At 43.0% G+C, this 13,623-nt stretch carries 9 protein-coding genes; 2 read left to right on the forward strand and 7 right to left on the reverse strand.

What is annotated here, in order from left to right; translation table 11 throughout:
• Window positions 1-14: 14 nt before the first annotated feature.
• Together FHK88_RS09540 and FHK88_RS09545 are read left to right on the forward strand one after the other, a co-directional pair.
• The gene (locus FHK88_RS09540) at window positions 15-440 is read left to right on the forward strand and encodes a DUF6210 family protein (protein WP_227430509.1); all 426 of its coding nucleotides are present in this window, start codon (window positions 15-17) and stop codon (window positions 438-440) included.
• Window positions 441-496: 56 nt separating this feature from the next.
• A complete protein-coding gene (locus FHK88_RS09545) occupies window positions 497-1,987 on the forward strand; it encodes an L-serine ammonia-lyase (RefSeq protein ID WP_227430510.1) in 1,491 nt (496 codons plus the stop codon).
• A gap of 74 nt (window positions 1,988-2,061) precedes the next feature.
• On the opposite strand, the gene FHK88_RS09550 is transcribed toward FHK88_RS09545, so the two are convergent.
• The 7 genes from FHK88_RS09550 to FHK88_RS09580 all read right to left on the reverse strand — a co-directional run bounded on the left by FHK88_RS09550 (window position 2,062) and on the right by FHK88_RS09580 (window position 13,528).
• A complete protein-coding gene (locus FHK88_RS09550) occupies window positions 2,062-2,805 on the reverse strand; it encodes an amino acid ABC transporter ATP-binding protein (protein ID WP_227430554.1) in 744 nt (247 codons plus the stop codon).
• Window positions 2,806-2,859: 54 nt separating this feature from the next.
• On the reverse strand, window positions 2,860-3,543 hold the full coding sequence (locus FHK88_RS09555) for an amino acid ABC transporter permease (RefSeq protein ID WP_264480658.1): 684 nt from the start codon (window positions 3,541-3,543) through the stop codon (window positions 2,860-2,862).
• A gap of 141 nt (window positions 3,544-3,684) precedes the next feature.
• Window positions 3,685-4,521 (reverse strand): amino acid ABC transporter substrate-binding protein, encoded by an 837-nt coding sequence (locus FHK88_RS09560; RefSeq protein WP_227430511.1) that lies wholly within the window; start codon window positions 4,519-4,521, stop codon window positions 3,685-3,687.
• A gap of 342 nt (window positions 4,522-4,863) precedes the next feature.
• Window positions 4,864-6,522: a DEAD/DEAH box helicase gene (locus FHK88_RS09565; protein WP_227430556.1), complete on the reverse strand. Its 1,659-nt coding sequence runs from the start codon at window positions 6,520-6,522 to the stop codon at window positions 4,864-4,866.
• Between the two features lie 776 nt (window positions 6,523-7,298).
• The gene (locus FHK88_RS09570; protein ID WP_227430512.1) at window positions 7,299-10,676 is read right to left on the reverse strand and encodes a type I restriction endonuclease subunit R; all 3,378 of its coding nucleotides are present in this window, start codon (window positions 10,674-10,676) and stop codon (window positions 7,299-7,301) included.
• A 71-nt stretch (window positions 10,677-10,747) separates the two neighbouring features.
• Window positions 10,748-11,950 (reverse strand): restriction endonuclease subunit S, encoded by a 1,203-nt coding sequence (locus FHK88_RS09575; RefSeq protein WP_227430513.1) that lies wholly within the window; start codon window positions 11,948-11,950, stop codon window positions 10,748-10,750.
• Between the two features lie 24 nt (window positions 11,951-11,974).
• On the reverse strand, window positions 11,975-13,528 hold the full coding sequence (locus FHK88_RS09580) for a type I restriction-modification system subunit M (protein ID WP_227430514.1): 1,554 nt from the start codon (window positions 13,526-13,528) through the stop codon (window positions 11,975-11,977).
• Window positions 13,529-13,623: the final 95 nt, after the last annotated feature.

Raw genomic sequence — 13,623 nt, forward strand, 5'->3', positions numbered from 1 at the left:
GATGGGTTAAGTTGATGACAAAACGCATTGATTTATACTCGTTAACAGGGGCGATGCTAATTTACCCTACCCCATCAGGTATTTGGTTAAATAATCAAGTAGGTGGGCATGCTTGTTTGCAAAAACAGGTGCAAGGCATACTTATTCCCATTGAGCAACACTATAATAACCATGCACTACTGTCTGATTTAGAGCTTAAACTTTATGAGATTTTTGCAGGGTGTGTCAGTGTAACTGAGACAATGGCTGATTGCTTTGATAAGTTAATGCAGGCTGAGGTTACAACCAATTTTATATGTATCAATCGAGATAAACTGACAGATAGCTGTGAGGCATGGGTATATGTTTGGGTTAACCAAACACCATTGGCTGATTTTCAGGGATTTGCTCAAGACAATGAGTATTTTGAGGCAATTTTGACTTGGAATAATTCTGATTAAAGCGATAGCAACAAAGTGTTAGAATACACCAGCAAAATAACCCTCTTAGGAAGTTCATGATTAGTCTATTTGATATGTTTAAAATTGGTATCGGGCCTTCAAGCTCGCATACAGTTGGTCCTATGGTCGCTGCCAATACCTTTTTAATAGATTTACAAACTCAATTTTCTTTAGAAACCGTTAAACGTATTCAAGTAGATTTATACGGGTCGCTTGCTGCCACAGGTAAAGGGCATGCAACAGATACAGCCATTATTTTAGGTCTGCTTGGACATAAAGCCAATCAAATAGACACCACTCAAGTCAGCACTTATCTTGCCCCTGTCTTCAAACAACAACAGCTCATACTTGCTGCCAGCCATCAGATAACCTTTGACTATCATCAAGACATTATCTGGCATGTGCAAACCAACCTACCCCACCATCCCAATGGTATGTCGCTCACTGCTTATAGCGACACTGGCCAATCTTACCAGCAGACCTATTACTCCATTGGTGGTGGCTTTATTGTAAATGCTGATGAGTTTGATGATGGTACTGATATCACCGTTGACACTACGACTGATACTAACGCAGATACAAACGATAACATCACCATAGAGAATATACCCTACCCGTTTGCTAGCGCACAAGAGTTATTAGACATCTGTCACCAGCAACAGCTAAGTATTAGTGAAGTTATGATGGCAAATGAGCTGGCGCTAAGAAGTCAAGAAGAGATAGAGCAATACCTTGATGAGATTTGGTCAGTCATGCAAAGCTGTGTCACAAATGGCTGTGCAGGAGAAGGGATTCTACCGGGTGGCTTACAAGTCAAACGTCGTGCCAAAGCCTTGCATCAACAACTAATGCAAGAAACTCAAAGCACATCTGATACTAACGATCAGCTAATGGCAATGGACTGGATTGACCTATATGCACTGGCAGTCAATGAAGAAAATGCTAATGGCGGACGGGTCGTTACTGCACCGACTAATGGTGCGGCTGGTATTATTCCTGCGGTACTGCACTACTACCGTGACTTTTTGCCAAACTATTCACAACAAGGCGTACGTGAATTTTTATTGACCTCTGCTGCCATCGGTACAATTATTAAGCAAAATGCCTCTATTTCAGGTGCAGAGGTTGGTTGCCAAGGGGAAGTTGGCTCTGCATGTGCCATGGCGGCGGCTGGTATGGCGCATGTTCTTGGACTCACACCAGCACAGTGTGCCAATGCTGCCGAGATTGGTATCGAGCACAATTTAGGATTGACCTGTGATCCAATTGGTGGATTGGTGCAAATTCCTTGTATTGAGCGTAATGCCATGGCATCGGTTAAAGCCATTAATGCTGCCCGCCTTGCCAAACGTGGTGATGGCAAACATCATGTCTCATTAGACAAAGCCATCGCAACGATGAAAGCAACCGGTGAAGACATGATGGATAAATACAAAGAAACTGCACTGGGGGGACTGGCAATTGAGCTTAGCAACCAAAACACAAAAGACAGTGATAAAAAGCGTATTCAGGTCGTTGATGTTGCGGTTAGCTATCCACAATGTTAATCATCAAACCTATTAACCAGCAAACCTATCGACCTATCAGCAAAGAATAACTCAACAACTATAACTGACGAGTCCTAAGTCGTGATACGCTGTAAAAATGCCTGTGTACGTGGATGCTCAGATAGCTCAAACAGTTGCTCTGGCGTGCCAGCTTCTACCACATAGCCACCTTCCATAAGCACGACATGGTCAGCAACATCTCGAGCAAAATTAATCTCATGTGTGACCACCACCATTGTCCAACCTTCAGAGGCAAGCTGTTTCATGGTACTCAGAACATCTTGTACCAACTCAGGGTCTAGTGCTGATGTTGGCTCATCAAATAATAATAACGAAGGCTCAATGGCTAATGCTCTAGCGATACCCACACGCTGTTGCTGTCCACCAGACAACTGGAAAGGATATAGATTTGCTTTGTCTGCTAGACCAACCTTATCTAATAGTGCTAAAGCTGACTGGCGCATTTGTGCTTTATTTTTCCCCTGCACAACCACAGGTCCTAGCATTAAATTTTCTACTGCCGTTTTATGAGGAAATAAATTATACGACTGAAAAACCATGCCTGATTTGCGTTGTAATGCCAATAGTGTTTTTTTATTTGGTTTTTTAGCAAAGTCTACCTGCAATGAGCCATCATCAAAGGTTATCGTGCCTTGCTCAGGTATCTCCAAAGCATTAAGACAGCGCAAAAACGTCGTTTTTCCTGAGCCAGAAGGCCCTAAAATAACCACGACCTCACCTTTTTTGATATGTAGGTCAATGCCTTTTAGGACCTCATTCTCACCAAATGCTTTATGAATATTGGAAACTGTAATCATCATCGCTCCGAATCAATGCAGGGTCAAATCACTATTTAGCTTAATCTTAGCTATCTATTTGGCAATATAGCGGTCTAAACGCTTTTCTAATCGACCTTGTAGCAAACTTAATAGGAAACAAATCACCCAATAAATAAGCGCTGCTTCTGTATATACCAGCATAAATTCATAGTTTCTAGCAGTAATGATTTGCGCCTGTCGAAACAGCTCTGCTACCAGTACCAACGAAGCCAAAGAAGTATCTTTGACCAGACTAATAAACGTATTGGACAATGGTGGTACCGACACCCGCAATGCCTGTGGCAAAATCACATGGCGGAAAGTCTGCAAATAGGTCATACCCACTGTCGCCCCTGCTTCCCACTGCCCTTTAGGAATCGACAATATAGAAGCACGCACTGTCTCAGACGCATATGCACCGATATTTAAGGAAAAAGCAATGATGGCTGAGGGAAATGGGTCAAGCTTAATACCAACATTTGGCAGACCATAAAAGATAATAAACAACTGTACCAGCATCGGTGTGCCACGAATCGCAGACACATATATACGAGCCAAACGATATAATATCTGATGGACAACAGAACTACGTGGCACAATACGTATCAATGCCACCACTAAGGCGATTATTATCCCAATTGTAAAGGATATCAACGCCAAAGGAATAGAATAATATATCCCACCTTTCAGCATCGGCCAAAACGAGTTGATGACAATATCTGCCCGCTCTGGCGACATAAATGGCAACATTGCTAACCAATCAGCCAACCAAGTCATCATTATCACCTTATTACCAATTATTACTAAGTTATCTGTTATCCATCAAAAAGCCACGCATCATATCTTTATGACTTGCCATACATAATGACTACTATATGACTACTGTTGCTGGCTGATGTCCTGTCCAAAAAACTGCTCACTTAATCGAGTTAATGTGCCATCTTCTTGTAACTGTTGCATGGCATCATTGAGTTTAGTGACAACTTCATCATTACCTTTTAGCAAAATCAGACCTGAACCGCGTTGCTCACTGGCAGGTGCGACCAGCTTAATTTCCAAACCACTTTCAGGGTGTTTTTTCAGATAGTCCAACACTGCCAAGCGGTCATTTAAGGTAAAGTCTGCACGTCCCTGTTTCACCAGCTCAATGGCTTGAGCCATACCTTCAACAGGAACGATTTCAGCCTCATACTGCTCTGCCAGCTCACCATAGTTACTGCTCAATGACTGTGCTGAGCGCAGACCTTTTAGATTGTCCCAAGCACTAAAACGGCTGTCTTCTTTTGGTGCTAACACAACCGCACCAGACCAGCTATAAGGGGTTACCTTATCATATTTAGCTTGACGCTCAGGCGTGGTTAAGCTCACTTGGTTTGCTACCATATCAAAGCGCTGTGCATCGAGTCCTGCCAGCATAGCATCCCACTGGGTTTCATTAAACTCAACTGGAACACCCAACTTATCCGCAACGGCTTTTGTCACTTCAACATCATAACCAGTCAACTTACCGTCCACATCATGATAGGTAAACGGAGGATACGTTCCTTCTGTACCAACGTGAATGGCCTCACCATTATTAATACGATTTAGTAGCTCAGAGCTACCCTCTACAGCACTATTGTCTGCACCAGCATCTTGATTTGGAGTATTTGATTGTGAGCAAGCAGCAAGTAAAACAGCACTGGCAGCAAAAGTTAATAAAGTACGACGTTTCATAATATACTTCCTTAAAGGGTGCAGTATGTAGATAAACTTAAAGGGCGAGTAGTATAACGAAGAATCGCTATCAAATGGATACTTTGTTGGACTATATTTATTCTATTGAGGAATATTAAATTTTATTAATAGTGAAAAATATCATAAGAGAAATGATAGACAAAAAATACTAAAACAGATACAAGGCGACCTGAGTATAAAGACCTATTCAATAAGCACAAAAAACCAGATAGTGACTGATTCACTATCTGGTTTTTGATTTATCATCACAGCTAATTAAAACTTATGAGATTCTGTTGACCATTCTAAATGGCTAAGTAGCTAAACATAAGTCATGATTAACTAGCCACGGCGTGGCGCACGGTTGCCATCATTTGAGCGCGATGAGCTACGACGTTGACCAGAAGGCTTACCTGAGTAATAGCCTTTCGCATTACCATTACCTGACTCTGAAGCACTGCGACGCTCTGAGCGTGCTGGACGAGATTGACCAGACTTGCCAGCAGGTTTGCCACGGTAGCCTGCACGCTTACTATCAGAGTGACTAGAGCGATTGTCATTACGACTGTCATTTCCACCATTACCACTGCCACGGCGTTTTTCGCCATATGCACTGCCACTGTCAGCAGCTCTGCTACCACGGTTTTCTGAACGACTGTCTGAACGACCTTCTGCACGACTATCACGCCCACCTTCTGAGCTGCGACGACCTCGATAACCGCCAGCATTATTGCCACTGCGACCACGACCGTTGCCATTACCGCCACGTCCGCGATTGCCACCGCGTCCACGCTTACTACCACTACCGACTTTTAGGTCTTTGGTATTTTTCTTTGGCTCAAGCCCTTCTACTTCTGCAACGGTCATATGACGTTTAAGATAACGGTTGATGGCAGCCAACTGTGAGCGGTCATCAATACTACATAGGTTCAGTGCAATCCCTGTACGTCCTGCACGTCCACTACGCCCAATACGATGCACGTAATCTTCGACCTGACGTGGCAAGTCATAGTTAAAGACATGGGTAATACCGCTAACATCAATACCACGTGCTGCCACATCAGTAGCAACAAGAATATCCACTTTGCCAGCTTTCACATCATTGATGATGCGGGTACGTTTATTTTGTGGTAAGTCACCATGTAAAAAGCGGGCTTTATGACCCTTTTCTACCAAACTTTTAGATAAAGTTTCACAGCTACGTTTTGTCGCAGCAAATACGATGGCTTGATTGACATCTGGGTTGTTTAATAGGCTATCTAGTAAGTCATTTTTATGATTAAAATCATCACAATAATAAACTGTTTCTTCGATATGAGCCGTCTCTACAGCGATAGAGATACGCTCTGGGTTATTGGTAAAGCTTTCAGCAATTTTGCCAACTGGTCCGTCCCATGTGGCAGAAGACATAATGGTTTGACGTGTTTTTGGTGCTGCTTGCATGATTTTTTCGATGTCATCGGCAAAGCCCATATCTAGCATACGGTCAGCTTCATCCAGAATCAAAATATCCAAATCTGACAAATCAATACGCTCAGATTTCATATGGTCAATAAAGCGACCCGGTGTGGCAATAATAATCTGCACACCTTTTTTAAGCGCACGAATCTGACCACCATATGGCGCACCACCAACTAATGGCACACTAAAGATATTGCGAGTCTGGGCGCTATAGCGACGCACACTATCACTCACCTGATTGGCAAGCTCACGTGTTGGCGTCAATATCACTGTATGTACGACTTTATTACTCGCCTTTTCACGGATGATTTTATCCAAAACTGGCAAAACAAACGCGGCTGTTTTACCACTGCCTGTTTGTGCAGAAAGTAGTAAATCACGTCCTGCTAAGGCAGGTGGAATGGCTTGAGCTTGAATTGGGGTTGGTTGGTCATAGCCACTGGCGCTCAACGCATCTAATAGCTGTGTTGATAGCTCTAAATCAACAAAACTTAAATCTGCATCTGCTTTAATGCTGGCATTATCTAACTGTGTATTCATATTATCTGTCATGTGTGTCCTTTAAGAGGTCATAAGTTGACAAAACTGCTCCGTATGCTGACACGTCAGTTATTTGTCTAATAAATATTTTGGATAAAATATTGGGATAAAAAAGGCACAACACAGATAAACAACTGGCTATCACACATCCTGTGTTATATGGCATCGTTGTATTTTGGGGTTGTTACCGTGAATCGCTGGCAGTCATTTGGTCTCAATATATGATGTTTCGTTTGCTATTTATATTATTGAATAAATAGCACATCATGGGTTGAGGCTGTCTCAGCTCAAAATCATCGGCAACAATATGAATAGGTGTCTACTCCAGACGTCAATTGCAGGCGATGTTATCAATCAGCAAGGCGCGAAGTATAGCACAGCCCTATGTGTGAAAGATAGCGATTTTTTAATATCCACCCAAAGGCACTAAAGTTTTGCCAGTGCTGTTTTTAACTGCTGATTAAGGTAGTACGGCAAGCCAGTTTGACTGTGTGCCAGTGTATAACTTCGCTGACCATACCTGACTATCAGAGCATACCTAACCATCAGAAAGTATGGTAACTAGGGTCTGTTGAACATTCATCTTCATAGGAAAAATTGAGATACTGATTTTAATAAGCAGTGACTTAGTCAAGGCAATGAACACAGGTAATATCGGGATATTAACCAGTTCATTAACGCAGAATAAGGCAAATTTAGCCAATTTTTACATGAAAGTAAAAAGTAGCTATATTCCTTGTAGGTATTAGCCTGACGGGGTGAAAGTTCAACAGACCCTATTCTCTGCTTAATTCTTCAGCCATCATTTCGGCTTGCTCAAGTACCGTTTCGGTCGCCAGTGCCTCCATATCAGGTGGATAGCCGTATTTTTTGAGCAAGCGTTTGACAGTGGTACGGATTTTGGCTCGTGCCGACTCACGTACTGTCCAGTCCACCGATACACTATTACGAATCGACTCGGTCAACACCACCGCAAGCTCTCTGAGCTTTTCTTTACTCATCAGCTCTTTAGCGCTTTGGTTATCGGCGACTGCTGAATAAAACGCAAACTCAAAGTCGGTCAAATTCATCTCTTTGGCAAGCTCATCTGAGGCGTTAATGTCTTTTGCCAGTTTTATCAGCTCATCAATGACTTCAGCAGCACTGATGACTTTATTTTGATATTTATTGATGGCAGATGACAGCATGTCCATCAGCTTTTTGCCTTGAGTGACGCTTTTTTGTTCACGCACTTTAATCTCATCTGTGAGCAGTTTTTTTAATGCTTCAAGGGCAATATTTTTGTGTGGATAGTCTCGCATCTCTTCCATAAAGTCATCAGATAAGATAGAAATATCTGGCTTTTGGATACCTGCTGCGTCAAAGATATCGACCACTTCTTCACTGACTAGGGCATTATCAATGGTCTGCTTGACTCGGGCTTCTAATGCGACATCGTCCCCATTAGTGATACTGCCTGAGAGTGCAGGGTCAAACTTTATAAGGCGGGCTTTGATGGCTTGATAAAATGCCACTTGTGGGGCAGCTTCCATGGCGGTGGGGTGCGGGGTAGCCAAAGCAAAGGCTTGCGATAAGGCAGAGACAGCAGTCAAAAACCGCTCTTTGCCCTGCCCTTGGTCTATTGATAGGATATGGTCTTCTGCTTCTAGGATAATGGCGAGTTTGCGGGCGGTATCAGCAGTAAAATATTCGCTAATATCAAAGCCATACATGATACCCTCTAGCACTTCGAGCTTTTCTTGCAAGATGGCGACGGCATCTTCTTGTAACTCAGCAGGATTGCCTTTGCCGCCTGCTTCTGAGTAGAAACTCAAGGCTTCTTTGAGGTCAGCGGCGATACCCAAATAATCAACTACCAGCCCGCCTGCTTTGTCTTTATAGACCCGATTGACACGAGCGATGGCTTGCATGAGGTTATGCCCTTTCATCGGTTTATCAATGTATAGGGTATGCATACTGGGGGCGTCAAATCCTGTCAGCCACATATCACGCACGATAACCAGCTTAAGTTTATCGTCATTGTCTTTCATACGGTTGGCAAGAGCTTGCCGTTGTGATTTGGTGGTATGATGGCGGGCAATGTCTGCCCCATCAGAGGCAGACGAGGTCATCACGACTTTTATTACCCCATCGTTTAGCTCATCACTGTGCCATTCAGGACGTAGGGCGATGATATTTTCGTACAGCCTGACGGCAATCCGCCGCGACATGGCGACAATCATACCTTTACCATTACCAGCATTGGCGGTCAGCCTTGCTTCAAAGTGCTGAACGATGTCTTTGGCGATGGCTTGCAGGCGTTGCTCACTGCCAATCAAGGCTTCTACTTTTGCCCATTTTGCCCGTTGCTTTTGGGTTTCGGTCAGTTCCTCTTCGCTAAACTCGTTATCTAAGTCTTCAATCAGCGCCCGCCCTTCTTCACTAATGGCAATTTTGGCAAGGCGGCTTTCATAGAATATACGCACCGTTGCCCCGTCTTCTACTGCTTGGGATATGTCATAAATATCGACATAATCCCCAAACACAGCCGGCGTATTGACATCTGTTTTTTCAATGGGCGTTCCTGTAAAGCCCAAATAGGTGGCATTGGGCAGCGCATCTCGTAGATATTTTGCAAAGCCATAAACGGTGCGTTTGCCAGATACATTGCCGTCATCATCCATGACATCGACTTCTTTGGCAGCAAAGCCATATTGTGAGCGGTGGGCTTCATCGGCTATCACGACAATATTATGACGGTCAGATAGCTGTTCATAGACACTGCTGCCATTATCTGGCTGGAACTTTTGAATGGTGGTAAAGACCACACCACCTGAGCTGACTTTGAGTAGCTCTTTTAGCTCATCGCAACTGTCGGCTTGGCGGGGCGTTTGCCGTAGTAGCTGGCTGGCAGCCGCAAAGGTGCTAAATAGCTGGTCGTCTAAGTCGTTGCGGTCGGTGATGACCACGACGGTTGGGTTATCTAGTGCCAATACGATTTTGCCCGTATAAAACACCATTGACAAAGATTTGCCCGAGCCTTGCGTATGCCAGACCACGCCTGCTTTTTTGTCGCCTTGCTGCTGCTTACTGACCAAGTCTGATAATGGGCGGTTTTGCTTATCCATGGCAACCATTGCCGAATAAGCGGGGGCTGATTGAGTAAAGGCGATATTGGTATGTTTATCTGTCCCTGCTTTTGCTTTGTCTGTTGTATCATCCGTTGCAGCAGTATTGACGGCGGCGGCTCGTAGGGTTGAGAGAACGGCTGCATTGACCGCATAATATTGGTGATACGCCGCCATTTTTTTAATATTGGTGATGGTGATAATGCCTTTGCTATCTTCACTTTTGCTCGCTTCAAAGACGATAAAGTGACGCACCATATCCAGCAAGGTGACAGGGTTTAGCAAGCCATTAATTAAGACGTTAAGCTGGGGCTGGGTGGCTTTGGCAATGTGCTGTCCGTTGGCGGTTTTCCATGCCATATAACGGCTAAAGTCTGCTGATATTGTGCCTGCTTGCGCTTCTAGTCCATCGGATATGACGCTAAAGGCATTATAGGTAAATAATTGCGGAATATTGGCTTGATAGGTCTGAAGCTGTTGGTAGGCACTGTGAATGGTGGCTTGCGGGTCGCTGGCTTTTTTTAACTCAAGCACTACCAATGGTATGCCGTTAATATACAAGATAATATCGGGGCGGTGGCTGCGCCGTTCGCCTTTGATGGTGATTTGGTTGACCGCCACAAAGTCATTATTGCTGGGGTTATTAAAGTCAATCAGCCACGCCAGCTCACCTTGCGTCTGTCCGTCTTGGTGGATATCAAGCGGAATGCCTTCGGTCATTAGGCGGTGAAATTGTTTGTTATTATCAATGATACTGGGCGATTGAATGTCATCAATTTGGGCAAAGGCTTGCTGGCACTGCTCGGCGCTTAGCTGTGGGTTAAGACGGGCTAAGGCATTTAAGACATGCTCTTTGAGTAGCACTTGTTTATACGCGCGTAAGACAGTTTTATTAGCAGGGCTATCAGCTTTACTGCTGTTTTTATTGCTAGGCTCGATATCTGGACCATAGATATAGTCATAGCCAAGTGCTTGTAGCTGCTCGATTGCCATTTGTTCAATGGCGGTTTCGGTGGGGTTTGGGTTGCTCGTTTTTGAGGAAGTCATTGGGTATTTTGCCTTTATTTTGTTTTGTCCATTTTATTTGTCTGTTATTAACTTTAATTGCGGGGGATTGATTAGCATTGATAATCTACGCTTACTTCACCGCTCATTAATTTGGGTAATAAGGTGTCTCTTAAATTTTCAAGAGTTTGGATTTGATAACTATTTTTAATAATTTTATCATTCATTGGCTTTACTATTTTTTCGAAACTTTCTATTACATCGTCACTTGGTATAGTTACCTTAATATTACCAATATCATTTTTTCCAATCGACCCAAATACTGTTCCTTCATTATTAAACTTTTTTATTTCTGACATTAAAAAATTGATTTTATAATAAGTATAAGTATACCAATCAGGATTTTTCAAACTCCTAAAAGATGCTAATCCTCGTCCAATACATATTTTTTCTTTTGCCATATTTTGAGCTCCAACAGGGGCTCTAACACTCATTAAAGTATCAAGTGGTAATGCAAAACGCTTTGGTTCTGTTGTATATACTCTATTTTTTGGAAACCTGAAACCAAAATCTGTACTTCCTTGAAACATAGGCGTTCCTACCTTATCTTCATTAAAAGATGAGCCTTTAGGTGATTGTCCCATAATAATATTAAACTCATCAGGAATTACTCCCTCCTCCCAATCATCGTCCGCTTCTTCAATAAACCATTGTCGAAATAAAGTCTCTGCCATTTTTTCTAAAGTTTGGTTTTGCTGATGTAATAAATCAATTTTATCATCAAGCGATGTAAGCACCGAAGCAATGGCTTTTTGTTCGGGTAGTGGTGGCAATATCACTGGTAAATCCTGTTGAGCAGTTATTCCCACATATGCTCTTGTTGAACCTGCATCACCATGATTATTTAAAGTTTCTTGAAAAAATGGACTATCAAAATAGTATTTTAAATAAATATTATTTAATATATCTGGATTTATTACTCTATAATATGTAACTTGAGGTGTTAACATAATATATGGGGTTGTAATTTTTGGAACAATTGCTGTTCTTCCCAAAGAGGCTTTATGTGTTAATAAAACATCACCTTCTATAGAAAATCCCTTTCTTAGATTATTGGCTTGATTTTCTGTTATAAATTTACAGTTGTATAAATCAACTTTTCCATTATTTATATCAGTTGCCATAATAAATGGAATTCCACTAGCGACAAAATCACTTCCTTTTGGGTGTGTTCCTCCATGATTCCCATCTAGTGGCTTTGCAATTACTTTATCTGCTATTAAATCCTTAACCAAAACTTCTTTCCACTCGCTCATAACCCCACCTTTATTCTACTTTGACTAAATACGCACTTTGGCTAAATTGGCTAGTATGTCTTGATTTAGTGCTTGCTCTTGCTCAAGCTGTTGTTGCAACTGGGCTTGTAGCTCAGTGAAACGCTCTTTAAAGTCAAAGTCGTCCTCTTCTTCAGGTAAGCCCACATAGCGACCCGGAGTCAGTACATAATCCAGCTCTGCCACTTTGCTAATCGCCACTGACGCACATAAGCCCGCGACGTCTTGATAGTCACCGTCTTTATTACGCCAGTTATGATAAATATCACTGATTTGGCGGATATCTTCGGCAGTTAAGATACGGTTACGGCGGTTTATCATTTCACCCATATTACGGGCGTCAATAAATAAAATCTCACCACTGCGGTCTTGATAGCGACTGCTAGAGGCTCTGTCACGACGCATAAACCATAAGGCGGCAGGGATTTGGGTATTTAAAAACAGCTTGGCAGGTAAATTGACAATACAGTCGATAACGTTGGCTTGCTCAATTAAGGCTTGGCGTATGTCACCTTCACCACTGGTCTTTGAGGTTAATGCTCCTTTTGCCAATACCACGCCTGCTTGACCTTTTGGTGATAGGTGATATAAGAAGTGCTGTAACCATGCAAAGTTGGCATTACCTGTCGGCGGTGTGCCGTATTGCCAACGTGCGTCACCTTTGAGCATTTCACCGCTCCAGTCTGAGACGTTAAACGGTGGATTGGCAAGGATAAAGTCGGCTTTTAGGTCTTTGTGGGCATTATTTAAGAATGAGCCTTCCGAGTTCCAACGTACGTGTTCTGAGTCAATACCACGAATGGCAAGGTTCATTTTGCACAGTCGCCATGTGGTTTGGTTGCTCTCTTGCCCATAAATAGAGATGTCATCAACCCGCCCTTGATGCGCTTCGACAAACTGTTCGGATTGCACAAACATGCCCCCTGAGCCACAGCAAGGGTCAAAGACGCGCCCTTGATAGGGTTCAATCATATGCACCAATAGGCTGACGATACATTTGGGCGTATAGAACTGCCCGCCTTGCTTGCCTTCAGCTAAAGCAAACTCTCCCAAAAAGTATTCAAACACATGCCCGAGTACATCTGCTGAGCGCTCTTGGGCATCTTGCATTTCGATATTACCGATAAGGTCGATAAGCTCACCCAGACTGGTGGCGTCAAGGTTTTGGCGGGCATAGACTTTGGGCAGTACGCCTTTGAGCTGGTCGTTTTGCTCCTCAATGGCAAGCATGGCATCATCAACGATTTTGCCGATATTAGGCTGTTTGGCTTGACTAACAAGATAACTCCAACGCGCAGTTGCTGGCACAAAAAACACATTTTCGGCAAGGTATTCGTCACGGTCTTCTGGGTCGGCATATTCATATTCGCCACTGTCTGCATTGAGCTTGTTATACATATCCTCAAAGCTGATAGAAATATATTTAAGAAATATTAAGCCTAAGACGACGTGTTTATATTCCGCAGCGTCAATATTTTTGCGGAGTTTGTCGGCGGCTTTCCATAAAGTCGCTTCAATAGAGATGGGGGCTGATTTGCTGGGGGTTTTGGTTTTTGCCATTTGCTGACCTGTGGTTTTATTAAATATTGAATAAAAAGGGCTATAAATAGGGTTTGTTGTCTTATATTAGGGACAGTATAAGTAATTTTGCCGAT

It is taken from the genome of Psychrobacter sp. I-STPA6b (genome assembly GCF_020662265.1).
Classification (GTDB): Bacteria; Pseudomonadota; Gammaproteobacteria; order Pseudomonadales; family Moraxellaceae; genus Psychrobacter.

Coding starts and splice junctions, on each gene's coding strand:
- FHK88_RS09540 (WP_227430509.1), top strand. CDS start 15: ATGACAAAACGCATTGATTTATACTCGTTAACAGGGGCGATGCTAATT.
- FHK88_RS09545 (WP_227430510.1), top strand. CDS start 497: ATGATTAGTCTATTTGATATGTTTAAAATTGGTATCGGGCCTTCAAGC.
- FHK88_RS09550 (WP_227430554.1), bottom strand. CDS start 2,805: ATGATTACAGTTTCCAATATTCATAAAGCATTTGGTGAGAATGAGGTC.
- FHK88_RS09555 (WP_264480658.1), bottom strand. CDS start 3,543: ATGTCGCCAGAGCGGGCAGATATTGTCATCAACTCGTTTTGGCCGATG.
- FHK88_RS09560 (WP_227430511.1), bottom strand. CDS start 4,521: ATGAAACGTCGTACTTTATTAACTTTTGCTGCCAGTGCTGTTTTACTT.
- FHK88_RS09565 (WP_227430556.1), bottom strand. CDS start 6,522: ATGAATACACAGTTAGATAATGCCAGCATTAAAGCAGATGCAGATTTA.
- FHK88_RS09570 (WP_227430512.1), bottom strand. CDS start 10,676: ATGACTTCCTCAAAAACGAGCAACCCAAACCCCACCGAAACCGCCATT.
- FHK88_RS09575 (WP_227430513.1), bottom strand. CDS start 11,950: ATGAGCGAGTGGAAAGAAGTTTTGGTTAAGGATTTAATAGCAGATAAA.
- FHK88_RS09580 (WP_227430514.1), bottom strand. CDS start 13,528: ATGGCAAAAACCAAAACCCCCAGCAAATCAGCCCCCATCTCTATTGAA.